The sequence below is a fragment of the Brevibacterium rongguiense genome (genome assembly GCF_009857845.1).
GTDB lineage: Bacteria > Actinomycetota > Actinomycetes > Actinomycetales > Brevibacteriaceae > Brevibacterium > Brevibacterium rongguiense.
This window is the reverse complement of sequence record NZ_WWEQ01000042.1, coordinates 1-25,557: the sequence shown is the minus strand read 5'-3', so window position 1 is coordinate 25,557 and position 25,557 is coordinate 1. Positions and strand designations below refer to the sequence as shown.

Annotated in this window: 22 protein-coding genes; 10 read left to right on the top strand and 12 right to left on the bottom strand. The window is 72.1% G+C overall.

Annotation, left to right across the window (positions count from 1 at the left end):
• Window positions 1–230 precede the first annotated feature (230 nt).
• Window positions 231–2,336, top strand: a complete 2,106-nt coding sequence (locus tag GSY69_RS15215; protein ID WP_160953671.1) for an SbcC/MukB-like Walker B domain-containing protein — start codon at window positions 231–233, stop codon at window positions 2,334–2,336.
• An 18-nt stretch (window positions 2,337–2,354) separates the two neighbouring features.
• Window positions 2,355–3,932, top strand: coding sequence for an AAA family ATPase (locus GSY69_RS15210; protein ID WP_326957771.1), 1,578 nt, complete (start codon window positions 2,355–2,357; stop codon window positions 3,930–3,932).
• Window positions 3,933–4,447: 515 nt separating this feature from the next.
• Here the strand turns inward: GSY69_RS15210 and GSY69_RS09780 are convergent.
• Both GSY69_RS09780 and GSY69_RS09775 read right to left on the bottom strand, forming a co-directional pair.
• Window positions 4,448–5,026 carry a MerR family transcriptional regulator gene (locus tag GSY69_RS09780; RefSeq protein WP_160953670.1) on the bottom strand — a complete coding sequence of 193 codons (579 nt, stop codon included), beginning with the start codon at window positions 5,024–5,026 and terminating at the stop codon, window positions 4,448–4,450.
• 299 nt (window positions 5,027–5,325) lie between these two features.
• Window positions 5,326–6,033, bottom strand: a complete 708-nt coding sequence (locus GSY69_RS09775) for a lysophospholipid acyltransferase family protein (RefSeq protein WP_160953669.1) — start codon at window positions 6,031–6,033, stop codon at window positions 5,326–5,328.
• A gap of 95 nt (window positions 6,034–6,128) precedes the next feature.
• Here GSY69_RS09775 and GSY69_RS09770 point away from each other — a divergent pair, with 95 nt between their 5' ends.
• Window positions 6,129–6,908, top strand: coding sequence for an alpha/beta hydrolase (locus tag GSY69_RS09770; protein ID WP_160953668.1), 780 nt, complete (start codon window positions 6,129–6,131; stop codon window positions 6,906–6,908).
• On the top strand, window positions 6,905–7,342 hold the full coding sequence (locus GSY69_RS09765) for a hypothetical protein (RefSeq protein ID WP_160953667.1): 438 nt from the start codon (window positions 6,905–6,907) through the stop codon (window positions 7,340–7,342). Before GSY69_RS09770 ends, GSY69_RS09765 begins: the two co-directional genes overlap by 4 nt.
• Window positions 7,343–7,345: 3 nt before the next feature.
• On the opposite strand, the gene GSY69_RS09760 is transcribed toward GSY69_RS09765, so the two are convergent.
• The gene (locus GSY69_RS09760; protein WP_160953666.1) at window positions 7,346–7,651 is read right to left on the bottom strand and encodes a hypothetical protein; all 306 of its coding nucleotides are present in this window, start codon (window positions 7,649–7,651) and stop codon (window positions 7,346–7,348) included.
• Between the two features lie 209 nt (window positions 7,652–7,860).
• Here GSY69_RS09760 and GSY69_RS09755 point away from each other — a divergent pair, with 209 nt between their 5' ends.
• Entirely contained in the window at window positions 7,861–9,585 is a 1,725-nt protein-coding gene (locus GSY69_RS09755; protein ID WP_160953665.1) for a DEDD exonuclease domain-containing protein, read from the top strand.
• Here GSY69_RS09755 and trpD read toward each other — a convergent pair.
• On the bottom strand, window positions 9,539–10,603 hold the full coding sequence (gene trpD, locus GSY69_RS09750) for an anthranilate phosphoribosyltransferase (RefSeq protein WP_160953673.1): 1,065 nt from the start codon (window positions 10,601–10,603) through the stop codon (window positions 9,539–9,541). The two genes, GSY69_RS09755 and trpD, sit on opposite strands and share 47 nt — an antisense overlap.
• A gap of 322 nt (window positions 10,604–10,925) precedes the next feature.
• Here trpD and ctaE point away from each other — a divergent pair, with 322 nt between their 5' ends.
• From ctaE to qcrB, 4 genes are read left to right on the top strand one after another with little or no spacing between them, the layout of a single operon-like run.
• On the top strand, window positions 10,926–11,564 hold the full coding sequence (gene ctaE, locus GSY69_RS09745; RefSeq protein ID WP_160953664.1) for an aa3-type cytochrome oxidase subunit III: 639 nt from the start codon (window positions 10,926–10,928) through the stop codon (window positions 11,562–11,564).
• Window positions 11,565–11,603: 39 nt separating this feature from the next.
• Window positions 11,604–12,389: a cytochrome bc1 complex diheme cytochrome c subunit gene (gene qcrC, locus GSY69_RS09740; protein ID WP_160953663.1), complete on the top strand. Its 786-nt coding sequence runs from the start codon at window positions 11,604–11,606 to the stop codon at window positions 12,387–12,389.
• A gap of 46 nt (window positions 12,390–12,435) precedes the next feature.
• Entirely contained in the window at window positions 12,436–13,479 is a 1,044-nt protein-coding gene (qcrA, locus tag GSY69_RS09735; protein ID WP_160953662.1) for a cytochrome bc1 complex Rieske iron-sulfur subunit, read from the top strand.
• Window positions 13,479–15,140, top strand: a complete 1,662-nt coding sequence (qcrB, locus tag GSY69_RS09730) for a cytochrome bc1 complex cytochrome b subunit (protein WP_160953661.1) — start codon at window positions 13,479–13,481, stop codon at window positions 15,138–15,140. Before qcrA ends, qcrB begins: the two co-directional genes overlap by 1 nt.
• 1,840 nt (window positions 15,141–16,980) lie before the next feature.
• Here the strand turns inward: qcrB and GSY69_RS09725 are convergent.
• The 7 genes from GSY69_RS09725 to GSY69_RS09695 form a co-directional block, all read right to left on the bottom strand.
• A complete protein-coding gene (locus GSY69_RS09725; RefSeq protein WP_160953660.1) occupies window positions 16,981–17,544 on the bottom strand; it encodes a GNAT family N-acetyltransferase in 564 nt (187 codons plus the stop codon).
• Between the two features lie 141 nt (window positions 17,545–17,685).
• Window positions 17,686–18,087, bottom strand: coding sequence for a cytochrome c oxidase subunit 4 (locus GSY69_RS09720; RefSeq protein WP_328698835.1), 402 nt, complete (start codon window positions 18,085–18,087; stop codon window positions 17,686–17,688).
• Entirely contained in the window at window positions 18,084–19,799 is a 1,716-nt protein-coding gene (gene ctaD, locus GSY69_RS09715; RefSeq protein WP_160953659.1) for an aa3-type cytochrome oxidase subunit I, read from the bottom strand. The genes GSY69_RS09720 and ctaD overlap by 4 nt, the downstream gene beginning before the upstream one ends.
• Complete coding sequence (ctaC, locus tag GSY69_RS09710) at window positions 19,796–20,689, bottom strand: aa3-type cytochrome oxidase subunit II (protein ID WP_160953658.1); 894 nt, start codon at window positions 20,687–20,689, stop codon at window positions 19,796–19,798. The genes ctaD and ctaC overlap by 4 nt, the downstream gene beginning before the upstream one ends.
• A 140-nt stretch (window positions 20,690–20,829) precedes the next feature.
• Window positions 20,830–21,459 carry a leucyl/phenylalanyl-tRNA--protein transferase gene (aat, locus tag GSY69_RS09705; protein ID WP_160953657.1) on the bottom strand — a complete coding sequence of 210 codons (630 nt, stop codon included), beginning with the start codon at window positions 21,457–21,459 and terminating at the stop codon, window positions 20,830–20,832.
• Between the two features lie 36 nt (window positions 21,460–21,495).
• Complete coding sequence (locus tag GSY69_RS09700; RefSeq protein ID WP_160953656.1) at window positions 21,496–21,846, bottom strand: HesB/IscA family protein; 351 nt, start codon at window positions 21,844–21,846, stop codon at window positions 21,496–21,498.
• A 108-nt stretch (window positions 21,847–21,954) separates the two neighbouring features.
• Window positions 21,955–23,403, bottom strand: coding sequence for a dipeptidase (locus GSY69_RS09695; RefSeq protein WP_160953655.1), 1,449 nt, complete (start codon window positions 23,401–23,403; stop codon window positions 21,955–21,957).
• A 12-nt stretch (window positions 23,404–23,415) separates the two neighbouring features.
• Between GSY69_RS09695 and GSY69_RS09690 the strand changes: the two genes are divergently transcribed.
• On the top strand, window positions 23,416–24,030 hold the full coding sequence (locus GSY69_RS09690) for a DUF3043 domain-containing protein (protein ID WP_160953654.1): 615 nt from the start codon (window positions 23,416–23,418) through the stop codon (window positions 24,028–24,030).
• A 123-nt stretch (window positions 24,031–24,153) separates the two neighbouring features.
• Here the strand turns inward: GSY69_RS09690 and GSY69_RS09685 are convergent, their stop codons facing one another.
• Window positions 24,154–25,299, bottom strand: coding sequence for a quinone-dependent dihydroorotate dehydrogenase (locus GSY69_RS09685; protein ID WP_160953653.1), 1,146 nt, complete (start codon window positions 25,297–25,299; stop codon window positions 24,154–24,156).
• Window positions 25,300–25,557: the final 258 nt, after the last annotated feature.

Here is a 25,557-nt window from a genome sequence, read left to right as displayed (position 1 = left end):
CCCGCGCCCGCCGCGCGGCGGCTGAGGCCGCACAGCGGTCGGCCGAGGCGCAGGCAGCACTCACGACCGCCGCCGGCCGCGCCGAGCTGCGGGGCCTCACCGCTGGGCGGCCCGAGTCGGCTCCACCGCCGACCGCCGGATCGCGCACGGACGCCGGCGCTCGCGCGGCCGCCGATCCTGCCCCTACCGCAGAGGGTCCTCCCCCCTCGTCCGCTGCGACACCGCCCGCTGTGCCCTCGGCCGCGGATGCCCCCGCGGTTTCGACCGCGCACCGCGATCCGGCCGCGCACCGCGATCCAGTCCAGCATGACGATCCAGCCGAGCACCGCGATCCGGCCGAGACGCTGGCGGCCGGTTCCGCAGCCGCGGCCCGGCTCGCCCAGGCGCGCACGGTGCTGGCCGCGGCGAGCACCGCCGCCGAGCTCCTCGGCGCCCGGGAGGACCTCACCGGTGCGCTGACCGCAGCGCTCGAGCGCGAGGAGCGCGCCGCGGCAGCGCAGCGCGCCGCCGAAGAGGAGCTCGAGGCGCTGGGCGCCCGGCGCGCGCAGGCCGCCCAGCGGAGCGCCGCTGCGGCCGATCCCGCCACGGCCGAGACGGCCGTCGAGGACGCCGGGCGGCGCCTGGGTGCGGCGCGCGGTGCAGACTCGGACGTCGAGGACAGCGCGGCGCGCGCAGCCCGAGCCGAAGCCGAGGCGGCCGAGGCCGCACGGGCCGCCCGGACGGCGGAGGAGGAGTACCGGCGCATCCGCGCCCTGCGCCTCGACGGCATCGCGGCCGAGCTCGCCGAACGGCTCGAGACCGGCGCACCCTGCCCCGTCTGCGGAGCCGCCGAGCACCCGCACCCCGCGCCCAGTGCCGACGACCGCGTGACCCGCGCGGACGAGGACGCGGCCCGAGAGCGCGAGGCCACGGCCGCCCGGCGCGAGCGCGAGACCGCGGCGCGCCTCGCCGAAGCGCGGAGCGCACTGGCGGCCGCGCGCGCGGCCCGTGCCGCGTTCGCCATCGACGACCTCGACGCCGAAGCCGCCCGGCTGCGCGCCGAGCGCGAGCGCACACAGGCGCTACGGGCGGAGCACCGAGCCGCGCTGGACGCGGACACCGCCGCCGCGGCCCGACTCGAGGAGGGCACCGCCGCGGCCCGCACGGCCGGTGAGCGCGCCGCGCAGGCGCAGCGGGCCGTCGCAACCGCCCGCGGCCGCCTCGAGGCGCTGGCCGACACCGGCCTCGCCGCCGCCCTGGACGAGCTGGACGCGGCGGGCCTCACGCCGCCCGAGGATGCGCAGCAGGCACGCGGCCTCGCCGCCGCCGCTCGCGAACTCGAATCCGCCGCGGCGGCCGCCGAGCGGGCGGCCGCCGCGGCCGCAGCCCGCGCCGAAGAGGAGCGCGAGCGCTCCGCCGCATTCGCAGCGGCCCTCGCGGCCTCGCCCTTCGCCGATGAGGAGGGCCTGGCCACGGCCCTGCGCACCGACGAGGACGCCCTCGAGGCCCGGCTGCGCGAATCCGAGGCGATCGCCGCCCAGCTGGCCGGCATCGAGGCCGAGGACTGGTACCCGCGGGCCGCGGCCGATGCTGCGCCGAGCTCGGAGCTCGAAGGCCTGCGGGCCGCGGCCCAGGACGCGCTGCGCGAGGCCACCGTCCGGCGCGAGGCCGCCGAGCGCCGGTGCGCGGTGGCCGCCCACGCGGTGGGCACCGCCGAGCAGGCGCGGGAGCGGTTCCGGGCGGCGGCGGCTGCGCAGGAGGCGGAGCTGAGCGAGCTGCGCTGCGATGTGGAGCTCGCGGGCCTCGTCCAGGCCACCTCGGCGGACAATGCCGAGCGCCTGCCGCTGAGCGCCTTCGCCCTGCTGCGGCTCTTCGCCAAGGTCGCAGACAACGCGTCCGAGCGCCTGGCCCGGATGGCGGGCGGGCGCTACCGGCTCCTCCACGACACCGGGCGGCACCGCCGCGAGCGGCGCGCCGGGCTGGGGCTGCTCGTGTTCGACTCGTTCACCCAGGAGACGCGCGACCCGCGCACGCTCTCGGGCGGCGAGAGCTTCATGGTCGCCCTCGCGCTCGCGCTCGGCCTCGCCGATGCCGTCGCCGAGGCCGCGGGCGGCCTCGAGCTCGACACGCTCTTCATCGACGAGGGCTTCGGCTCGCTCGACCCGGATGCGCTGGCCGATGTGCTCGGCCTGCTCGAGGAGCTGCAGGACGGGGGCCGGCGCATCGGCATCATCTCCCATGTGGGGGCGCTGCACCAGACTATCCGCAGCCGGGTCGAGGTCATCGCCGGCCCCACGGGATCGCGGATCGCACGGCGCTCAGCGCCCGCCGCGTCGCGCGATGACCGGGAGGGCTGAATGGGCTACCGTGGGACTGTGCTCGTGCTCAGTGTCTCCAGTCTCAAGGGCGGGGTCGGCAAGACCTCCATGACCCTCGGCCTCGCGTCGGCCGCGTTCAGTCGCGGGATCCCGACGCTCGTCGTCGACGTCGACCCGCAGGCCGATGCCTCGACGGGCCTCGACGTCCCCGTCACGACGCCCGTGGACATCGCCGACGTGCTCGCCGCGCCGAAGTCCCGGCTGCTCGAGCAGGCCGTCGTGCCCAGCGGCTGGTCGGAGGGCAAGAAGGGGCTCGTCGACGTCATCCCGGGCTCCCCGCGGGCCGCGGAGTTCGACCGCCCCTCGCTCTCGGAGCGCTACCTGCGCCGGCTGCGCGAGGCCCTGGGCCGCATCGCCGGGGACTACCGGCTCGTGCTCATCGACTGCCCGCCGTCGCTCAACGGGCTGACCCGCGCCGCGTGGAGCGCCAGCGACCGCGTGCTCGTCGTCACCGAGCCCGGTCTGTTCTCCGTGGCCGCCGCGGACCGCGCGCTGCGCGCGACCGCGGAGCTGCGCCGCCGCAGCGCCGCGAGCCTCCAGCCCCTGGGCATCCTCGTCAACCGCGTCCGGCCCAATTCGCGCGAGCACAGCTTCCGCATCGACGAGCTCAAGGAGATGTTCGGGCCCCTCGTCATCAACCCGCAGCTGCCCGAGCGCACCGTGCTCCAGCAGGCGCAGGGCTCGGCGCGCCCCATCCACGCCTGGCCGGGCAAGCCGGCGGCGGAGATGGCCGCGGCGTTCGACAAGATCCTCGATCGGGCCCTGCGCTCCCAGAACGTCCAGGGCCGCCGCGCCCCGGCGGGCGCGGGCGCCGAGGCGCCCGCGCAGGGCACAGCATCCGATGCCGCAGAGCCCGGTCGCGCCGGGGCCGACGGCCAGGAAGCCCGCCGCCCGGGGGCCGGCACTGCCGTCCGCGATCTGGCCGGTGAGCGCGTCGAGGGCACCGCCGCGCGCCAGACCGCCGACACCACGCCCCCGGCACCCTCCACGGCGCCTGCGATCGGCCGCACGACGGCCGGCGCTGCCGCCGACCGCAACGCCGGCGACGGGGCAGGTTCGCACGCCGCCGAGGGCGGTCACAACGCCTCCGGCGCAGGCGACGCCGCGCGTGCGGGCGATGCCAGCGGACAGACGGCTCCGGAGGCCACCGGCCCGAACGGCGCGGATCATGCGGCCGCGCACGGCTCGTACGGCTCGGACGGTGTGGCCGCGAGCAGCGCGGCCACGGGCCGTGCCGATGCCGGCCGTTCGTCTGCCACCGCCCCAGGCCGTTCGCCCGCCGGCGGCACCGCAGAAGAGCACGGTGCGTCGACAGCAGGCGCCAGCGGCGCGTCGGGCGCGTCAAGCCCGTCAGGCGCCGGCGGCGCGTCGGGCGCATCCGGCGCCAGTGACGCACCCAGCGCGTCCGGTGACACCGCAGAGGCCCCCCAGACTCCGCAGACGCGTGAGAACGGCGAGCTCATCGGGGTCGATTCCATGCGCCTCGAGCGCCCCACCGGCTCGAGCGCCGGCGCCCTTTCCCTGGCCGAGCGCCCCGAGCCGGAGGCGCCCCAGCGCCGCCGGCCCCGCCACTGAGCTGCACGCCCCGATCTCGCCGCTCCTGGTGTCAGGGGTGCGTGAGCGTGGGACATGCAGGCCTCCGGTGCTCGATTGTGAGTGCGGCAGCCCGCATCCTGCCGGGGTCTTCCTCTCGTATCAGGCGCTCACAGCCGGCCAGAGAAGTGGACCGTGCTCGCCCCCGCGCTCACCTCGGGCACTGGCCCGTACTTCCTGAGCTCGCTGTCGGCCCTCCCCCGCTGCCGCCGGCCCTCGCCGGCTGCCGGGTAAGCGCGGGCGTCGGTCCTCGCTGACCGCCGGCCCTCGCTGACCGCCGGTCAAGCTCAGGCGCCCAAAAGGGTGTGGGCCCATCCCGCCACCGCGACGTCCGCGTCGCTGCTTGCCGCTCCGCCGACGAGCAGCCGTCCACGCCCGGGCGGTACTCGGGAGCCGAGCCGGCGATCGACACAGGGCGCGCGAAAGAGGGGCAGAGTCAGCGACTCTGCCCCCCCTGCGCACATCTGCGGCTGCCCCCTCCCCCGAGGGCAGCGGGCTCAGCTCGACTTCTTCTGCGCCCTGCGCAGTGACAGCTCGTCGAGCGGGAGCTGGGCGTCGTGCTCGGGCCGTTCGCTGGGCAGCTCGGAGAGCGTGCCCTCGACCTCGCGCCACACGCGGCCCACGGCGATGCCGAAAACGCCCTGACCGCCCTGGACGAGGTCGATGACCTCATCCGATGACGTGCATTCGAAGACGCTGGCGCCGTCGCTCATGAGCGTGATCTGCGCGAGGTCGTCCACACCGTGCTCGCGCAAATGGCCCACTGCGATCCGGATCTGGGCGAGAGCCACCCCGGTGTCGAGGAGGCGCTTGACGATCTTGAGGACGAGGATGTCCCGGAAGCTGTAGAGGCGCTGCGAGCCGGAGCCGCTGGCGGTCCGGATCGACGGGACCACGAGGTCGGTGCGCGCCCAGTAGTCGAGCTGGCGGTACGTGATGCCGATGACCCGGCAGACGGTCGGGCCGCGGTAGCCGGCCTCCTCGTCGAGTTCGGGCAGGTCATCGTCGAAGAGCAGGCCCTGCGCGGCGACGGGCACCGACGCGGAGCGCGCCTCTTCGGACTGTGAGCGGTTCACACCGACTCCTCCTTTACACCCCAGGGGGAAGGGGGCCCTGTTCGACCGTGCTGTGGAGCTCAAGTCTAGCGCACGGCACGGACGCGGGCCCGGGGTTTTCGCGTATGCCACGAACCTATGCGGTCCGGCCGAGCGGGCGCCCGAGGCGGGCGGTAACGATTGCGGCGTGTCGCCGTTACCGCAGGAATCGAACACCGAAGCCGCCTCCCCGGCCGGCCGCTCAGCCGCGCCGCGCGCCGGCTCTGGCCGGCGGACCCATGCCGCCGCACTACCCGGAGGGGCCGGAGGGCCGGGCGGCGTCAGTCGGCCGCCTCGCCAGTCTTCTTCTGGGTGAGCAGGCGCGTCTTGACCGACGATGCGTAGGTGTCCACGTACTGCTGGCCGGAGATCCGCAGGATCTCGTACATGATCTCGTCGGTGATCGAGCGCATGAGGAAGCGGTCGTGCCCGAGGCCCTCGTACTTCGAGAAGTCGAGGGGCTGGCCGAAGACGATCCCGACCCGGCGGATGCGCGGCAGCGTGCGGCCCATCGGCTGCACCTCGTCCGTGCCGATGAGCGCCACCGGGATCACCGGTGCACCCGATTCGAGCACGAGGCGGGCCACGCCGGTGCGGCCGCGGTAGAGCCTGCCGTCGGGGCTGCGGGTGCCCTCCGGGTAGATCCCCAGGAGCTTGCCCTCGCGCAGCACCTTGAGCCCCGAGTTCAGGGACGCCTCCGAGGCGGTTCCGCCCGAGCGGTCCATGGGCAGCTGGTTCGTCATGAGGAAGAACCGGCGCATGAGGATGCCGCGCAGGCCGCGCCCGGTGAAGTAGTCCTTCTTGGCCAGGAAGACGACGGGCCGGGGCGCCATGAGGGGCAGGAAGATCGAGTCGAGGAACGACATGTGGTTGCCCGCGAGGATCGCGGGCCCCTCGGCCGGCACGTTCTCCATGCCGCGCACCCAGGGGCGGAAGAGCACCCGGAGCAGCGGACCCACGAAGACGCGCTTGAGCAGCCAGTAGAACACTCGGGTCCCTTCGATTGCGCGTGCGGAGATCTCCGCCAACTATACGTGAGCGCAAGCGGCCCGCCGCCGGGCTCGCGTATGGCATCCTTGTGCCCATGACGGCAGGGCAGAGTGGGCCGGACGATGCCGTCCGCGCACTGAGCATCGCAGGTGAGGGCACCGACTGCGGCATCCTCCTCATCCACGGCATCACGGGCTCCCCGGCCTCCCTGCGCCCCCTGGCCGCGGACGTCGCGCAGCGCACCGGCGCGGCTGCGGAGGTCCCCCTGCTCGCCGGCCACGGGACCCGCTGGCAGGAGCTCTCGCGGGCGCGCTGGGAGGACTGGACGGCCGATGTCGACGCGGCCTTCGACGATCTGAGCGGCCGCTGCGCGCGCGTCGTCGTGGTGGGCCTGTCGATGGGCGGGGCCCTCGCCCTCGACCTGGCCCAGCGCCGCCCCGGCGTCGCGGCGCTCGTGCTCGTCAACCCGGCCCTCTACATCGATTCGCCGCTGGCCCCCGTCCTGCCGGTGCTGGGTCGCGTCGTGCGCAGCGTTCCCGCGATCGGCGACGACATCGCCCGCCCCGGCGTGACGGAGCGCGCGTACCCGCGTACCCCGCTGCGGGCGATCGCCCGGTTCCACCGCGCGCTGCCCGGGGTGCGCGCGCGGCTGTGGGAGGTCCGCAACCCCGTCACCCTCTGCCTCTCCGGCGCCGATGCGGTGGTGGGCCCGCGCTCCGCGCGCACCCTGCGCCGACGGCTGCCCGCCCCGCCGCGCATCATCGCGCTGCGCCGCAGCCGGCACGTCGCCACGCTCGACTACGACACGCCCCTCATCGCCGATGCGATCGCCGCGCACGTCGGGCCACAGCCCGGCGGGGGAGCACCAGCGTGAGCGCGGGCACTCCCGACCCGGGAGAGCCGGGCGATGACGATGCCCGCAGCCCCGACTGGGAGGCCCTGGGCGATGCCGACCGCGTCTCCGAGGCGCAGTGGGCCGAGGTGCTCGCGGGCTACGATTCCCCGGCGGCGGTGAACTCCGAGGTGCCCGCGGACCTGGTCGCCGATGAGCTTGCCGCCGGTGACGACTGGGAGCGCCCCGACCCCCCGCCGGTGGGCTGGCGCACCGCCCCTCGCGCGCTCGTGCTCTCCCTCATCGCAGTGCTGGGCGCGATCGCGGGCCTGCTCGTGGGCGCCCTGTTCTTCCGCCCGATGCCCGGCTGGCTCACCCTCCTGCTCGTCGTCGTGATGCTCGGCGGGGGCGTCCAGCTCTTCCGCTCGCTGCCGAGCGAGCGCCGCCGCGACGGGGACGACGGGGCGGCCGTGTGAGTCTCAGCCCGCGCGGCGCAGCCGGCGGGCGGGAGTGAACCCGATGGGCTCAGCGCCGGCGGGGCCGGCCTCGAGCCCGACGACCTGCGGGACGAGGCCCGCATCGCCGAGCACGGCAAGCGCCTCGACCTCGCACGCATCGAGCCGGTCCGGCGAGGCGAGGATCCACTCCGGGCGGGCCGCGGGCAGGCGGTCCATCGGATCGAATCCGCCGTCGGCCGCGGCCACGAGGCAGTCGGGGTCCGGGCAGGCCGTCCGCCCTGTGGCGGGGTCGACGGCGTGGTCGGGGTGGGTGCATTCGATGATCATGGTGCGCTCCTCCGTCGGTGGCCGGCCGGGCGGCCGGTGCGGCCTGCGCCGCGGTGCGTCCGGCACCGCCGCAGCGGCCCGGGTGGACGGTGCTGACGCTACGGGCAGGCACGGACACGGGGACCGCACAGCGCCTCCGGACCGTCGGCGCTCCGCCCACGGTGCACGGCCGCGGGGGCCGTGTCCGCGGCGCATGTGACGATGGGGCGATGCGAGAACACACGGCCCTGCGCTTCGAGCGCCCCGACGACCCGCGCAGCGGCCAGCTGAGCATCGACGATGTGGGCACCGACCTGTCCGAGGTCTCGTTCGTCGTCGTCGACCTCGAGACCACGGGCACCTCGAACGGCGAGAACGACATCACGGAGATCGGCGCCGTGCGCACCCGCGGCGGTGAGGTCCTCGGCGAATTCTCCACGCTGGTACGGCCGGAGGGCTCTGTCATCTCGCCGTTCGTCGAGCGCCTGACGGGGATCAGCAACTCCATGGTCGTCGATGCCCCGCGGCTGTCGGCGGTGCTGCCGGCCTTCCTCGAGTTCGCCCACGGCTCCGTCCTCGTGGCCCACAATGCGGGCTTCGACATCGGCTTCCTCCGCAGCGCCTGCGCCCGGCTCGACTACCCGTGGCCCAACCCGGTCGTGCTCGACACGGTCAGGCTCGCCCGCCAGGCCGTGCCGCGCGGTGAGGTGCGCAATCACAAGCTCGCGACGCTGGCGGCGTTCTTCGGGACCCGGATCGAGCCGAACCACCGCGCACTCGCCGACGCGCGGGCCACCTCGGAGATCCTGCACCTCCTGTTCGACCGGTTCGGCTCCGCGGGGGTCACGACGCTCGAGGAGCTGCGCGCGCTCAAGCCCGCCGGCTGGAAGCGGCGCAACTCCAAGGCGCACCTGGGCCGCGACGTGCCCCACGGCCCCGGTGTCTACATGTTCCTCGACGGTGCCCGGCGGGTCCTCTACGTGGGCCAGAGCCGGGACATGCGCACGCGGGTGCGCAGCTACTTCAACGCGGGTGAGACGCGGGGGCGGATGGCGGAGATGGTCACGGCCGCGCAGTCGGTCTCCACGGTCGTCTGCGAGACCGCCCTCGAGGCCCAGGTGCGCGAGGTGCGGCTCATCGGCGAGCTCGCTCCCCCGTACAACCGCCGGTCGAAGAACCCGGAGCGGGCGGCGTGGGTCGTGCTGACCTCCGGGCCCTTCCCCCGGCTGTCGATCGTGCACTCCCGGCCCGCGGCCGAGGCGGCGGGCCCCTTCCGCAGCCACCGCGGTGCGCGCGCGGCCAAGGACCTCCTCGAGGCGCTCTTCCCGGTCAAGCGGTGCACGCAGCGGCCCGGATCGGCGTCGTTCGCTCCGTGCGCCGCGGCGGGGCTGGGCCGCTGCGCCGGACCCTGCGCCGGGGAGCACGAGCCGAGTGCCTACGCGGAGGGCATTGCGGGCATCCGCAGCTTCTTCGCCGGCGATCCGGGGCAGCTCGTCGAGCGCTTCCGCGCCCGCGTGGGCGAGCTTGCCGCAGCGCAGCGCTTCGAGCGCGCCGCGGAGCTGCGCGACGGGCTGACCGGGGCGCTCTCGGCCATGGCCCGCGGCGATCGCACCCGCTGCCTGCGCAGCGCCGCCGAGGTCGCGGCGGCCGCCCCGCGCGGCGACGGCGGCTGGGACCTCGCGCTCATCCGCTACGGCCGGCTCGCAGGGTGCGCCGTCAGCCCCGCGGGCACCAGCCCGTACCGCACACTTGCCGCCCTCGCCCTGACCGCCGAGCACGTCGACAGCCCCGCTGGCACGCTCGCCGAGGAGCAGTCCCTCATCGCGGCGTGGCTGTTCGATGGGGCAACGAGGCTCGTGCGCGCCTCGGACCCGCTCAGATCCCCGGCACGCGGTGCCGAGCAGGCGCTCAGCGCCGTGGGCGGTCCGCGGAGCGCAGCTCCCGCGACACCGTGATGAGCTCGTCGAGCTTGGCGGCGGCGCGGCCTGTGTCGAGCGCCTCACGAGCGCGCTCGAGCGCCCCCGCGACCCGCTGCTCGAAGGGGCCCTGCGCGGAAGGGTCGGCGGCGACAAGAGCCGCCGCGGCATTCAGCAGCACGACATCGCGCACGGGCGACTGAGTGCCCCCGAGCACCGAGCGCATGACGTCGGCGTTGAACGCCGGGTCGCCTCCGCGCAGCTCGTCCTTGGCAGCGCGGGGCAGGCCCACCTCGCGGGCGTCGAACTCCGTGTGCGCGACGCCCCCGTCGCGCACCTCCCAGACGTCGTTGACCGCGGTGGTGCTCAGCTCGTCGAGCCCGTCGCGGGAGCGGAAGACGACGGCGCTGTCCCCGCGCGCGGCCAGCACGCCGGCCACGAGCGGGGCCATCTTGGGGTCGGCCACGCCGATCGCGGTGGCCCGCGTGCGCGCGGGGTTGGTCAGCGGGCCCAGGATGTTGAAGGCGGAGGGCACGGCGATCTGCTTGCGCACGGGGGCGATGAAGCGCATCGACGGGTGGTAGACGTTGGCGAAGCAGAAGGCCATCCCCACTTCGCGGGCGGCCCGCCCGGTCTGCTCGGGGGTGAGGTCGAGGACGAGCCCCAGCCGCTCGAGCACATCGGCGGATCCCGAGGCGGACGAGGTCGCCCGGTTGCCGTGTTTGACGAGGCGCTGGCCGGCGCCGGCGATGACGAACGAGGCGGTCGACGAGATGTTCACCGTCTTCGCGCGGTCGCCGCCCGTGCCGACGATGTCGACCGCGTCCTCCAGTCCCGGCAGCGCGACGGCGTGGGACATCATGGAGGCGACGAGCCCGGTGATCTCCTCGACCGTCTCCCCCTTGCCGTGGTGGGCGACGAGGAACGCGGCCATCGTCACGTCCGGGACGTCGCCGGACATGATCTCGTCCATCGACCAGGCGGCGGTCGCCGCATCCATGTCGCGGCCGGCCATGAGCCCCACGAGCAGCTCGGGCCAGTCCCGGACCCCGCGCATCGCGGCGGGCGTGTGGGACTGGGCGGATGGCTGGTTCACCGGGGACCTCTTCGACGAATCGGGCAGTGCGGGCAGCGCCGGGGCGCCACCCCATCGTAGGTGCTCGGCGCTGCTGCCCACGGGCCGGCCTGGAGGACGGGACGCGGGCGGGCGGCGGCGGATGCGGGGGGCCGCATGACCGACACGCCGCCGGGCGCGGAGGAAAAGTTCTGCGGGCCCCGACCAGCCCTGGCGCGGCAAACGCCTACACGCTGTAGAAAAAGTGGCCGCGCAAGCTGAGCAAAAGATGAAATCTTCCTGCTGACTGAGTAATAATGACTCCGTGTCCACTGCCACTGCATCCCAGACAGCGCCCGTACATCCGGTGATCAACCGGCCGAATACCACGACGGTCGGCTTCATCGTGTGGCTCGCCTCCGAGCTGATGTTCTTCGCGGCGCTCTTCGCCATGTACTTCACGATCCGGTCGGTCGTCCCCGAGCTGTGGGCCGAGGAGACCAAGGTGCTCGACGTGCCCTACGCGCTCGTCAACACCACGATCCTCGTGCTGTCCTCCGTGACCTGCCAGCTGGGCGTGTTCAAGGCCGAGCACTTCGCCCCCCGGCGCACCGGCGGCCTGTTCGCCATCGGCAAATGGGGCATGGTCGAGTGGTATTTCCTCTCGTTCGTCCTGGGCGCGATCTTCGTCGCCGGGCAGGTCTACGAGTACGCGAACCTCGTCTCCGAGGGGATCGCGCTGAACTCGAACGCGTACGGCTCCGTCTTCTACCTCACGACCGGCTTCCACGGCCTTCACGTGATCGGCGGCCTCATCGCGTTCCTCCTCGTCATCGGCCGTGCCTACGGCGCGAAGCGCTTCGGCCACCGCGAGGCGACGTTCGCGATCTGCGTGTCGTACTACTGGCACTTCGTCGACGTGGTGTGGGTGGGGCTGTTCTCAGTCATCTACCTGCTCAAGTGAGCCTGCGCACCTGCATCTGAGATTGGAAAAGGATTACCAGTGAAGCTACTCTCAGCCCGGCGCCGCCACCCGATGGCGCTCGTCGTCCTCCTGCTCGTGGGCCTACTGCTCACGGGCGGCGCCTACGCGCTGTTCACCTCGAACAGCAGCGCCAAGGCGCAGGAGTACTCCAGCGATGACGTCGCGCAGGGCCAGAAGCTCTTCGTCGCCAACTGCGCCACGTGCCACGGCATGAGCGGGCAGGGCACGGAGAACGGCCCGAGCCTCGTGGGCGTCGGCGCCTCCTCGGTGGACTTCCAGGTGGGCACCGGGCGCATGCCGCTGCAGATGAGCGGACCCCAGGGCCAGGTCAAGAAGCAGCAGTTCAACCAGGACCAGATCGACCAGCTCGCCGCCTACGTGGCCTCCATGGGCCCCGGCCCCTCGGTCCCGGAGGGCGACTACCTCGACGCGTCCAAGGGCGACCCCGCCAAGGGCGGCGGCCTGTTCCGCACCAACTGCGCGATGTGCCACAACGTCGTCGGCGCCGGCGGTGCGCTGACCCGCGGCAAGTACGCCCCGAACCTGCAGAACGTCTCGGAGAAGCACCTCTACGAGGCCATGCAGACCGGCCCGCAGAACATGCCGATCTTCAACGATGCCAACCTGACGCCCGAGCAGAAGCGCGATGTCATCGCCTATGTCCGCAACGCCTCGGAGGAGCCCTCCCCCGGCGGCTTCAAGCTCGGCGCGCTCGGCCCGGTGGCGGAGGGCCTGTTCATCTGGTTCTTCGGCCTCGCGGCCGTCATCGGCATCACGGTGTGGCTCACGGCGCGGTCCAAGTGACCGCAGCAGAATTCTCATCCGCAACGAGTATTAGACGAGGAACCGAATGACCTCGAAAGACCACGACGGCGCAGCGGGCGGCACGCTCGACACCGTGAACGGCTTCACCGATCCGGGTCTGCCGGAGCACAAGCCGCGCATCACGGACGTCGAGCCCGCCGCCGCGAAAGTCGCAGAGCGCCAGGTCGCCGCCTGGTTCATCCTCTCGATGATCGGCACGATCTGGTTCATCGTGTCCTACTTCCTCTTCGCGCCCGACGGCTCGCTGGGCCGCCTGCGCCTGCAGAACGCCATGCTCGGCATCGGGGCGGCCATCGCGCTGGGCTCGGTGGGAATCGGCATCATCCTGTGGGCCAAGACGCTCATCACCGACGCCGAGGTGACCGAGGACCGCCACAGCATCGCGGGCTCGGCCGAGGACCAGGCGATTGCGCTCGAGATCCTCAACCAGGCCAAGGAGGAGTCGGGCATCGCCCGCCGCCCGCTCCTGCGCAACCTCCTCATCGCCGCCGTCGCGATCGCGCCGCTGCCCGCCGTGCTCGTCCTGCGCGACCTGGGCCCGCTGCCCGGCGATGCGCTGTTCCGCACGCTGTGGAAGCAGGGCGTGCGCCTGTGCCAGGACCCGGGCGGGGTGCCCGAGGAGGACCGGCCCATCAAGCTCGCCGATGTCACGATCGGCTCCGCGTTCCACGTCATCCCGGAGAAGCTGCGCGAGTCCGAGGACCCGCTCAACGAGAAGGCCAAGGCCGCGGTGCTCCTCATGCGGATCCGGCCCGAGGAGCTCAACATCGAGCCCGGGCGCGAGAACTGGTCGATCGACGGCGTCGTGGCGTACTCGAAGATCTGCACGCACGTCGGTTGCCCCGTCGCGCTCTACGAGCACCAGACGCACCACCTGCTGTGCCCCTGCCACCAGTCGACGTTCGACGTCACGAACCACTGCAAGGTGATCTTCGGTCCGGCCAAGCGCCCGCTGCCGCAGCTGCCCATCGCCGTCGACTCCGAGGGCTACCTCGTCGCGCAGAGCGACTTCCACGAGCCCGTGGGCCCGACGTTCTGGGAGATCCACACAAGGAGCACTGACGCCTGATGAGCAATACCGTCACCGATTCGAAGTTCCTCACCGGCTCCGCGCGCTTCGTCGAGTCCCGCACCGGGGCGTCCGCCGCGGTCAAGGAGTTCGGGCGCAAGATCTTCCCGGCCCACTGGTCGTTCATGCTCGGCGAGGTCGCCCTCTACAGCTTCATCGTCCTGCTGCTCTCCGGCACCTTCCTCACCCTGTGGTTCAAGCCGGCGATGGGTGAGATGCACTACGAGGGCAGCTTCGCCCCGCTGCGCGGTGTGGAGATGTCCGAGGCCTACGCCTCGACGCTGAACATCTCGTTCGAGATCCGCGGCGGACTGTTCCTGCGCCAGCTACACCACTGGGCGGCCCTGCTGTTCATGGCGGCGCTGAGCCTCCACGCGCTGCGCATCTTCTTCACCGGTGCGTACCGCAAGCCGCGCGAGCTCAACTGGATCGTCGGCGTCGCGCTCATCGCGATGGGCATGGCGGCCGGTTTCACGGGCTACTCCCTGCCCGATGACCTGCTCTCCGGCAACGGCCTGCGGATCATCGACGGGCTGCTCAAGTCGATCCCGCTGGTGGGCACCTACGTGTCGTTCTTCCTGTTCGGCGGCGAGTTCCCCGGCACGGACATCGTCTCGCGGCTCTACACGATGCACATCATGCTCGTGCCTGCGGTGCTCATCGCGCTCATCGGCGTCCACCTCATGTTCGTCGTCATCCACAAGCACACCCAGTGGCCCGGCGCCGGCCACACGGAGAAGAACGTCGTGGGCGAGCCCGTGCTGCCCACCTTCGCGGCCAAGGGCGGCGGGTTCCTCTTCATGATCTTCAGCCTCCTGTGCCTCATCGCGGGCCTGTTCACGATCAACCCGATCTGGAACTACGGGCCCTACGATCCCTCGCCGGTCTCCGCGGGCACGCAGCCCGACTGGTACATCGGCTGGATGGACGGCTTCCTGCGCCTCATGCCGGGCTGGCTCGAGTTCTACATCGCGGGCTACCCCATCAGCTTCAACATCTTCTCCGCGCTGCTCGTGGCCGCCGTCCTGTTCGGCGCCATGATCGCCTGGCCGTTCTTCGAGGCGTGGCTGACGGGCGACCACCGCGACCACAACATCCTCGAGCGCCCGCGCAACAACCCGACGCGCACGGCCGTGGGTGTCGCGGCGACCGTGTGGTACCTGGTCATGTGGGCCGCCGCCTCCGGCGACCTCATCGCGGTGTTCTTCCACATGTCGCTCAACGATGTGACCTACGTGCTGCGCACGCTGTTCTTCCTGGGGCCGATCCTCGGCTACATCGTCACCCGCCGGGTGTGCCTGGGCCTCCAGCGCAAGGACCGCGAACTCGTCCTGCACGGCATCGAGTCCGGCCAGATCATCCGCCTGCCCCACGGCGAGTACCAGGAGCGCCACATTGCCGTCGACCCGCACGCGCGCTGGAAGCTCACGGCCTTCGAGTCGCCCGCGCCGGTTCCCGCACGGGCCAATGCGAAGGGCGTGGTGCCGCGCAGCGAGCGCGTCCGCGCGAAGTTCGCGCAGTTCTTCTTCGAGAACCGGGTCGAGCCCGTCACGAAGGACGAGCTCGATGCCGCCCACCACGATCACCACGGCGAGGTCGAGGGCGGCCACGACGCCGAGCTGGCAGGCGCCGGCCACGGCGAGCTGCCGAAGGGCCACTGAACCGCGCACACGAGCGCCGTCTCCCGCTGGGAGGCGGCGCTCGTCCATGCCCGACCGGCGAGCCGGACTGATTCCGTGCTGTTCGTGCGGAGTGGTCGGCCCGTGAGAGCTCGTCGAGTCGCGTCCATGCCCAGGCCTCTGCTCATGCCGCATGCGCACCCTGGAGGACGCCTCGGTGCGCGGCGGTCGACGGGCGCGCGTGCAACCGCCTGCGCACTCTGGAGGACGCCTCGGCGCGTGGCGGCCAACGCGCACCCGTGTGCCCGAAGCCGTATACGCCCACCGGTGCCTCTCGAGTTCGCCGTCCGATTCACCGGTACGCGGTGGGCCGCGCGCACGACCGTCGGCCCGCCCATCGCAGGGTCCGCGCAGCGATCTCGCCAGCGGGTTGACTCGCTGCGCTGGGCCTCACACCCGCTGCCGCGCACACATCCTGACCGTTCGGAAACACCGTGGCAGCTCACCAGGCCTCGCTGTGCACGCGTGTGGCGCCCACGCCCGGGTCGCTCATGGCCCGGCGCGGCCTCGGGCTTTCGGACAGTCGCGGGGCACCTGCGTACCCGGACGGTGCTGGAAGCCCCCACGCGGCTCCCGACTCGCAGGGCGCCCTCGGCAACAATCGGAACCAGGTCGCTCCCGGCTGCAATCGGAACCGGAGCGCTCCTCAGCGACTCGGTGCGTGCGCCCTGGCTCGTCTGGAAGGAGCGGCCCTCTGCTCACGTGTTCGGCTGCCCCGGGAAGGCCGCGCGCGCCGTCTTTCGGGACTACGCTCAAGTGGCCCCCACCCGGCTCACACTTCGCCCCGCCGCGCCCTGCCGGCCTCCGCGCAGGCTCCCCGAGCGGCTTGCCGCTCCCGGCATCATTCGCTGGGCAGCACGGCTATCGAAGGATCGGTGCCTGGTCCCACGCCCTACCGGATCGAGCCGGGCCGTCCTCCACTCTCGTGGTAAAGCCTTCATCCCGGTTGGCCGTTCCCGGCAGTGGTCAGAGCTATCGGCACGTGTCACGGAGTCGCCCCGCGCCTTCTGGCGCGTCCTGCCCAGCCCTTCGGCTACGTGAGGTCATCCGTCGTGAAGACCGCCCAGAGTTGTCCGCAGAGCCAGGCAGAGGTTGCCGCCCCCTCCCCCGCATACGCTTCGACGGATCCTGCACCAGCTCGCGTTGGACGCGTGTCCACCGGTGAGGCACCCCCGCGGAGGGTTCGGAGGCGAGCACACGACTGGGAGCGCTCCGACGCGCCACGATGCACCCACCGAGGGCGAACGGCCCGAGTGCCCAGCTGCGGGCGTCTCTGCCCCAGTCGATGAACGGGGCGGCACTGCACCGTCGAGCGCTTCCGTGCCGTCCCACGCGCGGTCGGGACCCGCACGCGCCGTCGGGCCCTGTGCACGCACCGACAGGCCCCACACGCCTGGTCCGGCCTCCCCATCCACTGTCAGGCCCCCCACGCACCGTCTGGCCCCACACACAGGCCGCGCGCGCAGTGTCGGGGCCTGTGCACGCACCGACAGGCCCCACACGCCTGTCAGACCGACCATGCGGTGCCAGGCCCCCATACATCGTCGGACCGTGCGCTCACCGTCGGACCGTGCGCACACCGTTAGAGCCCACACACACCGTCCCAGTGCGTACGGACGTGCCCGCACACCGCTCGGGGCTGGCCGAAACCCGCCGAAAGACCGGCCCACTACGTTGAGACCCCGCCGCGGGCGCCCGACGCCGTCGCCATGGAGGAGGCGCGACCGGCTCCACGACCGGCGCCCACCGCGGCGGCCCCTCGGCGAAGCGCTCCCTCGCCGCGCTCCCCACCGGGGCACCCCACATCGTGTGCGGCCCGCGCCTACCCGAGTGCTGCCGCGATCTCCTCATCGGCCAGCGGGCGATCGGCGAGGACAAGGCGAACCGCGGCTGCGTCGGGATTGCCGACGTCGCGGCCACGAAAGCGGACGCTGAGGCCGCAGCGCTCGGCTACGGCTCGCGAGCCGGTGTTGTGCTCGAGCACGAGCGCGACGACGGGACGAGCCGCGTCGAGCCCCTGCGCCTGCGCGACCGCTTCCGCAGCCGCCTCTGTGGCGAAGCCGCGACCCTGCGCACTGGGTGCGAATCGATACCCGAGGTTCCACAGGCGCCCAGCGGCACGGCCCCAGCAGCCCGCGTATCCGATGATCCGGTCCGGCTCCCCAGCCGTGCTGACGAGCCACACACCCAGCCCGTCGGCGGCCCCGCCCTCACGCCAGCGGTCGATCCCGGCCGCGGACTCCCTCACCTCCAGGGGCCTTCCGGAGGGAAAATGGGTCCACACGCGCGGATCGGAGGCGATGGCGAACACGGCCGCCGCATCGTCTGGACGCGGCGCCCGCAGCACCAGGCTGCGGGTGCGGTGGCGTTCGAGCGACGTGTGCATGTGCCGACCCTATGCCCAGGCGAAACCCGATTCCAGGTGATTCACACAGGCCGGGCCACGGCAACCGGCGCCCGACACAAACGCAGGGCCGCCGGACGCTGCGCGTCCGGCGGCCCTGCGGCTAGCCCACAGGCAAGCCCGTCAGTGGGCGAAGTTGCCCCGGTCGTACTCGAAGACCAGGCCCACGAGCCCGACGAGCGCGATGACCGCGCCGAACGGGACGATCCAGAAGCCCACGGCCATCCCGAAGAAGCAGATGCCGGCCCCCACGCCGATGACGAGCGGCCACCAGCTCCACGGGCTGTAGAACCCGTATTCGTAGGCCTCGTCGGCGATCTCGCCGTCGTCCGAGTCGGCCGCGATGCGCCCGATGCTGCGCGAGTGCAGGAACAGGTACCCGCCGATCATGATCGACATGAGTCCGACGAGGAGGATCGCGGGGAAGCCGACGAGCTCCTTGAAGTCGGTGAGGATGCCGTAGACGATCCCGACCGGGATGAAGAAGAAGATCCCGCTGGAGAACATGATGGCTGAGACCTTCACTTGGCCGCCCCCTGGGTGGTCGCCGGGGAGTACGCGTCGCCCGGGTACCCGGCGAGCTCGAGGAGCTCCGGGTGATTGGCATCGAACGCCGGGCGCTCCGAGCGGATGCGCGGCAGCGAGTCGAAGTTGTGGCGCGGCGGCGGGCACGACGTGGCCCACTCGAGCGATCCGCCGTAGCCCCAGGGATCGTTGACCGAGACCTTGGGCGCCCGGCGGGCGGTGATCCACACGTTGAAGAAGAACGGGATCATCGACAGGCCCAGGATGAGCGAGCCGTACGTCGAGATCTGGTTCATGAACGTGAAGCCGTCCTGCGGCAGGTAGTCCGCGTAGCGGCGCGGCATGCCCATGGCGCCCAGCCAGTGCTGGATGAGGAACGTGCCGTGGAAGCCCACGAACAGCAGCCAGAAGTGGATCTTGCCGAGGCGCTCGTTGAGCATCTTGCCGGTCCACTTGGGCCACCAGAAGTAGAAGCCCGCGAACATCGCGAACACCACGGTGCCGAAGATGACGTAGTGGAAGTGCGCCACCACGAAGTACGAGTCCGAGACCTGCTGGTCGAGCACCGGGCTCGCGAGGATGACTCCCGTCAGGCCGCCGAAGACGAAGCTCACGAGGAAGCCGAGCGACCACAGCATGGGGGTCTCGAACGTGATGGAGCCCTTCACCATCGTGAAGATCCAGTTGTAGATCTTCACGCCCGTCGGCACGCCGATGAGCATCGTCATGAAGGCGAAGAACGGGAGCATGACCGCGCCGGTGACGTACATGTGGTGCGCCCACACGGTCACGGACAGGGCCGCGATCGCGATCGTCGCGAAGACGAGCATTCGGTAGCCGAAGATGGGCTTGCGGCTGAAAGTCGGGAAGATCTCGGAGACAATGCCGAAGAACGGCAGCGCGATGACGTACACCTCTGGGTGCCCGAAGAACCAGAAGAGGTGCTGCCAGAGTATGGGCCCGCCGTTCTCCGGTGAGAACACGTGGGCGCCGAAGATCCGGTCCGCGCCCAGCGCCAGCAGCGCCGCAGCGAGCGGCGGGAACGCCATGAGGACGAGGATGCCGGTGATGAGCGTGTTCCACGTGAAGATCGGCATGCGGAACATCGTCATGCCCGGGGCGCGCATCGTGATGATCGTCGTGATGAAGTTGACCGAGCCCAGGATGGTGCCGAAGCCCTGGAATCCGAGGCCCATGACCCACAGGTGCCCGCCCACCCCGGGGGTAAACGTCGTGTTGCTCAGCGGCGCGTACGCCGTCCAGCCGAATGAAGCCGCACCCTGCGGGGTGAGGAAGCCCGCGCAGGCGATGAGGCTGCCGAAGAGGTAGAGCCAGAACGCGAACGCGTTGAGCCGCGGGAACGCGACGTCCGGCGCGCCGATCTGGAGCGGCATGAGGACGTTCGCGAAGCCCGAGAAGAGCGGCGTGGCGAACATGAGGAGCATGATCGTGCCGTGCATCGTGAAGAGCTGGTTGTACTGCTCTTTCGTCTCGATGATCTGCATGCCGGGCTCGAAGAGCTCGAGGCGGATGAGCAGCGCCATGACGCCGCCGATGCAGAAGAACACGAAGGAGGCGATCAGGTACATGTACCCGATGGTCTTGTGGTCAGTCGAGGTGATCCAGTTGACGATCACCTTGCCGAGGCTGCGCGGGACGGGTCCCTGTTGGCCCGTCGTCGTCGAGGTCGGCCGGTTGGCTACCGCCGTCATTCTCCAGCGCCTTTCTGCTCGTGCGGGTTCTGGTACCAGTCGGTGCGATCGTACTCCGGCCCGAGCCGGCCCTCATTGCCCTCGGCCTTGAGTCCCGCGGTGTACTTCTTGTACTCGTCGTAGGACACGACCTTGACGTTGAAGAGCATCTCGGAGTGGAACTCGCCGCACAGCTCCGCGCACTTGCCCACGTACTCGCCCTCCTTGAGGGGCTTGAAGTGGATGTGCTCGGTGCGGCCCGGCGTCATGTCGCGCTTCTCGAGGAAGGCGGGAACCCAGAAGGAGTGGATGACGTCGCGCGAGCGCAGCTGCAGGTCGATGTCGCGGTTCGCGGGCAGGTAGAGCGTCGGGGCGTTGCGGCCCGGCGCCTCCGTGCCGTCGAGGTTGGCCTGGACGCCGGCGTAGTGGACGTTCTCCGTCATGTAGTTGAAGTCCCACGACCACTGCTTGCCGACGACCTCGATCTGCTCCTGGCCGGGGGTCTTGTCGTCGATCGTGTGCTCGAGGGAGTGCACCGTCTGGAAGAAGAAGCCCATGATGAGGACGATCGGCAGAGCGGTGTAGAGGATCTCGATCGGCATGTTGTACTGCAGCTGCACGGGCAGGCCGCGGTCCGACTTGCGGCGGCGGTAGACGACCAGGCACCACAGCATGAGGCCCCAGGTCACCGCGCCGACCGCGAGTGCGGCGATCCAGCCGCCGTTCCACAGCGCGATGTAGTGCTCCGTGTGGGAGGTGGCGCCCTTGGAGTCGACCGGCAGGAATCCGACTTCCCACTGCTCCTTGGTGCAGCCGGCGAGCAGCACCGTGCTGGCAAGGGCCCCGGCGACGCCCAGGCGCTTGGCCCAGGTGCCCCTCCCCCTGCGAACTGGCTGATTCGGAGAATCCACGTGCAGCCTTTCGAAACCTTCTTCGCGTCAGCGCGCGCTGCCCGCCCGGTGGGCGGACGACCGCGGGCGCGGGTCGCGAACTCTGACTCTTAACGGATACAGCCTACCGCTACACGGCGTAGAAATTCACACCCAGCTCCTCACTTGGTGGGAAAAGCCTGGCAGTGGTCGTCGCGACCCGCGTCCTCTAGCGCCGCAAGGTATTCGAGCCCGCTGATTTCCGACACGCCGAGCGTGCCGAGGTGCGGGGTCCACCACTGCGCGTCGACGAGCCACCGGCCCGGCGCGGCGGCGTCGAGGCGTCGCACGAGCTCGACGAGCGCGGCCTTCGAGGCGTCGGTGCGCCGGTGGAACATCGACTCGCCCGCGAAGACGGCCCCGAAGGCCACGCCGTAGAGGCCCCCGGCCAGTTCGCCATCGGCCCAGACCTCGACCGAGTGCGCGTGGCCGGCCGCGTGCAGCGCCCGGTAGACCGCGGCGATCCGCGGGGTGATCCACGTGCCCTCGCGCTGCGGGTCCGCGCACGCGCTCACCACCTCGGCGAAGGCGGTGTCCACGGTGGCGGTGAACCTGCGCGCAGACGCGCGCAGGCTGTGGGAGACGTGGAGGTCACCGGGGCGCAGCACACCGCGCCGCTCCGGGGCCCACCAGCCGATCGGGCCGGTTCCGCCTTCGCCGATGCCCATGGGGAAGAGCCCGGCCCGATACGCAGAGAGGACCTGGTCGGCCTCGAGCGCGGTGCCGACCGCGCGCAGGTCTTCCAGGTCCATCTCAGTGGCTCTCCCGCCGCGGACGGCGGGCGGCGCTCAGTGGAACGAGTCGCCACAGGCGCAGGAGCCCTGCGCGTTGGGGTTGTCGATCGTGAAGCCCTGCTTCTCGATCGTGTCGGAGAAGTCGATCGTCGAGCCGCTCAGGTAGGGCACGCTCATCTTGTCGACGATGACCTCGACGCCGTCGAAGTCGCGGATGGCGTCCCCGTCGAGGATCCGCTCGTCGAAGTAGAGCTGGTAGATGAGGCCCGAGCAGCCGCCGGGCTGGACCGCGACGCGCAGGCGCAGGTCCGTGCGGCCCTCCTGTTCGAGGAGGCTGCGCACCTTGTCGGCCGCGGGCGCGGAGAGCTCGACCTCGTGGACGGCGGTTCCCTCGGCAACAGTCATCGGATCCCCTTCGCGATTGGGTGTGTGCTCGTTGAGACTACACGCCCAACGCCCGGGCGCCCCGCGCTATTCCAGCCCGTCCCCCGTGCTCGTCGCTCCCGCTCGTCACTACCGCTCGCCCCGGCGGCTCTGGCCGTCCTGGTCACCGTGGCCGTCCTGGCCGCCTGCTGCCGCGGGCTGCGCGCCGAGGCGGGCGAGCAGGAGCGCCTCGGAGACGATCGCGGACTCGAAGTCGGGCAGGTAGAGCGATTCGTTGGCGCTGTGGGCGCGCGAATCGGGATCCTCCACCCCCGTGACGAGGATCGAGGCTCCCGGGAAGACCTCGAGGAGGTCCGCGATGAAGGGGATCGAGCCGCCCAGCCCGGTGAGCTCGCACGGCGCCCCGAAGCCGTCGGTCAGCGCCTCGCGGGCGAGGGCCACGACCGGGTCGGAGGGGTCGGCGCGCCAGGGGCTTCCCGCCTCGCTGGGGCCGAAGGACAGCGTGGCCCCGAACGGCACGTGAGCGCTCAGGTGGCGGCGGAGGGCCTCGAGCGCGGCCTCGGGGTCCTCACCCGGGGCGACGCGCACGGAGACCTTGGCCCGCATCGCCGCCTGCAGCGTGTTCGACGACGAATCGACGGCGGGGATGTCGAGGCCGATGACGGTGATCGACGGCTGCGTCCACACCCGGCTCGACAGCGGGCCCGTGCCGATGAGCTCGGTGGAGTCGAGGACCCCGGAATCGGCGCGCACCTGCGCCTCGTCGTAGTCGACCTCCACCTCGTGCGAACCGCCCAGTCCCGCGACGGCCACCGAGCCGTCGGGGCCGTGCAGGGTGGCGAGCAGACGCGTCATCGCGAGTGCGGCATCCGGCACCACTCCCCCGTACATGCCCGAGTGGACGGCGTGGTCGAGCGTGCGCACCGAGAACTCGAGGGCGGCCATGCCGCGCAGGCTCGAGGTGAGCGCGGGCACGCCAGGCGCCCAGTTGCCCGAGTCGGCCACGACGATGACGTCGCCGGCGAGGCGGTCGCGGTAGCGGTGGATGAAGTCGGAGAAGCTGGGCGAGCCCGCCTCCTCCTCGCCCTCGGCGAAGAGCACCACGCCGCAGTCCAGCCGGTCGCCGAGCAGCTCCAGCGCCGCCAGGTGGACCATGATGCCCGCCTTGTCGTCCGCCGCCCCGCGGCCGAAGAGCCGGTCGCCGCGCACGACCGCCTCGAAGGGCTCGGAATCCCAGTCCTCCAGGCTGCCGGTGGGCTGGACATCGTGGTGGGCGTAGAGGACGACCGTGGGGCGACCCGCCGGGGCCGGGCGGCGTGCCACGACTGCCGGATAGCCGTCCGTGCCGTCCGGGTTCTTCCCGCGCAGCACCTCCACCTGCTCGAAGCCGGCGTCGGCGGCGAGCTCGGCGACGCGCCGGGCGCTTGCCTCGACGTTGGCCGGGTCCATGCTCGGCCACGCGATCGACTCGATGGCGACGAGTTCGCGCAGCCGCGCGATGATGGCGGGCATGCGCTCGGAGAGCTGGGCGCGCAGCTCGGCCGCGGTGGGCGGTGCGGGCTGGGATTCGGTGTCCATGACTCCGATACTATGGGCTGCGTGATCGGACGGAAGAAGAACGCAGAGCCCGCGCCCACCTCGGCCCCGGAGAGCACGGGCGCGCACCCCGCGCCCGCGGCCCCTGCCGACGGCAGGAAGGGCCGCCCGACTCCCAAGCGCAGCGCGCAGGAGGCCGCCCGCAAGCAGCCCCTCGTGCCCGATGACCGCAAGCTCGCCAACCGCCGGGCGAAGGAGGAGGGCCGCAAGCAGCGCGAAGAGGCGCGCCTGGGCATGATGAACGGCGACGAGCGCTTCCTCACGCCCCGCGACGCGGGCCCCCAGCGGCGCTACGTGCGCGACTTCGTCGATGCCCGCTTCTCGATCGGCGAGCTGCTCATCCCCGTCGCGATCATCGTCCTCGTCGTGGGCTTCGTGTCCACCGAGCAGGTGAAGATGATCTCCACGCTCATCGTCTACGCGCTCTTCGCGCTCATCATCCTCGACTCGATCTTCCTCATTTGGCAGCTGAAGTCCCGGATGAAGATCAAGTTCGGCCGCGACCGCATCGAACGGGGCCTGAACTTCTACGCGATCATGCGCGCCATCCAGCTGCGCCCGCTGCGGATGCCCAAGGCAGTCGTCAAGCGCGGTCAGTACCCCAGCTGAGCAGCACGCGGCTGAGCGGCAAGCCCGCCGAGGCGCACGCTGGCTGAGTAGCACACCTCTGAGCAGCCAGCCCGCCTAGGCGCACGCTGGCCGAGCTGACCGGCCGAGCGGCCCGGCCGCGCCTCAGCGCCGGGCCAGCAGGCGCGCACCGCCGCGCAGGCCGCGCAGCACGCCGGCGGCCCAGAACGGCCCGCCGTAGATGAGCGCCGTGTAGGCCTGCACGAGCTGGGCGCCGGCCGCCAGGCGGCCGCGGGCGTCGGCCGCGCTCGCCACGCCGCCCGCGGAGACGAGCACGAGGGCGTCGCCCGCCCGCTCGCGGATGAGTCGGAGCACCTCGAACGAGCGCGCGGCGACGGCCGGCCCGGAGATGCCCCCCGCCTCGGCGTCGGCCAGCGCGCGGTCCCGGCCGGCAAGCCCACCGCGGTCGAGGAGCGTGTTCGTGGCGATGAGCCCGTCCGCACCCGTCTCGAGCGCGAGGTCGACGATGGCGGCCACATCGTCGTCGGCGAGGTCCGGGGCGATCTTGATGAGCAGCGGCACCCGACCCAGGGTCGAGCGCGGCGCCGGAGCGCGATCGGCGATCTCCTTGACCGCCGCGATGATGGGGCGCAGCGCCTCGACGGCCTGCAGCTCGCGCAGCCCCGGCGTGTTCGGCGAGCTGACGTTGATGACGAGGTAGTCCGCGAGCGGGGCGAGGATCCGCGCCGAGGTGCGGTAGTCCTCGACCGCGCCGGCCAGCGGCACGACCTTGGTCTTGCCGATGTTCACCCCGATCACGGGGCGGCGGTGGTGAGGGAGCCGGTCGAGCTGCGCCCGCGCGCGGCGGAGGTTGAGCGCCACGGCCCGCGCCCCGGAGTTGTTGAAGCCCATCCGGTTGAGGATCCCCGCGTGGGCGGGCAGCCGGAACAGGCGCGGGCGCTCGTTGCCCGGCTGGCCGTGCGCGGTAACCGTGCCCACCTCGATGTGCCCGAAGCCCAGCAGCGCCATGGCGCGCACGCCGGCCCCGTCCTTGTCGAAGCCGGCGGCGAGTCCCAGGCGGTTGGGAAACGGCAGGCCCAGCACCTCGGCGGGCTCCGCGCCCCCCGGACTGCCGGCACCGCCCGCGCGGCGCGCACCGCTCGGGCCGCCGGCCGCGCAGCGCATGAGCGCGCGCAGGGCCCACCGGGCAGGTGCGAGCGCATCGAGCGCGCGCAGGGCGGCGAAGCTCACGCGGTGGGCGGCCTCGGCGTCGGTGCGGGAGATGAGCAGGCGGTACAGCAGCGGATACACGCCGCCATCCTAGCCAGCGGCCGGCCTCCCAGCGCGCGTACTACGATCGGAGCATCCGCGATCACCGTGCACGACGCCTGCGAGAGGAACCCCATGCCCCTGCCGAAGACCACCGCAGCCCCGACCGCCCCCGCGAAGGCCAAGGCCGATGTCCTCGTCGTCGGCCTGACCTCCGCGCACGATGAGCTGGCCTTGGCCGACGGCGCCCCGGGCGGCGCGCCCGGCACCGCCCTGCTCGCCGCCGCGCGCGCCGTCGGC

Bases quoted from the DNA above. Each gene is read 5' to 3' on its own strand.
- GSY69_RS09770 (WP_160953668.1), top strand. From the start codon at position 6,129: ATGACGGCAGGGCAGAGTGGGCCGGACGATGCCGTCCGCGCACTGAGC.
- GSY69_RS09760 (WP_160953666.1), bottom strand. From the start codon at position 7,651: ATGATCATCGAATGCACCCACCCCGACCACGCCGTCGACCCCGCCACA.
- GSY69_RS09755 (WP_160953665.1), top strand. From the start codon at position 7,861: ATGCGAGAACACACGGCCCTGCGCTTCGAGCGCCCCGACGACCCGCGC.
- trpD (WP_160953673.1), bottom strand. From the start codon at position 10,603: ATGCGCGGGGTCCGGGACTGGCCCGAGCTGCTCGTGGGGCTCATGGCC.
- qcrA (WP_160953662.1), top strand. From the start codon at position 12,436: ATGACCTCGAAAGACCACGACGGCGCAGCGGGCGGCACGCTCGACACC.
- qcrB (WP_160953661.1), top strand. From the start codon at position 13,479: ATGAGCAATACCGTCACCGATTCGAAGTTCCTCACCGGCTCCGCGCGC.
- GSY69_RS09725 (WP_160953660.1), bottom strand. From the start codon at position 17,544: ATGCACACGTCGCTCGAACGCCACCGCACCCGCAGCCTGGTGCTGCGG.
- ctaD (WP_160953659.1), bottom strand. From the start codon at position 19,799: ATGACGGCGGTAGCCAACCGGCCGACCTCGACGACGACGGGCCAACAG.
- aat (WP_160953657.1), bottom strand. From the start codon at position 21,459: ATGGACCTGGAAGACCTGCGCGCGGTCGGCACCGCGCTCGAGGCCGAC.
- GSY69_RS09700 (WP_160953656.1), bottom strand. From the start codon at position 21,846: ATGACTGTTGCCGAGGGAACCGCCGTCCACGAGGTCGAGCTCTCCGCG.
- GSY69_RS09695 (WP_160953655.1), bottom strand. From the start codon at position 23,403: ATGGACACCGAATCCCAGCCCGCACCGCCCACCGCGGCCGAGCTGCGC.
- GSY69_RS09690 (WP_160953654.1), top strand. From the start codon at position 23,416: ATGGGCTGCGTGATCGGACGGAAGAAGAACGCAGAGCCCGCGCCCACC.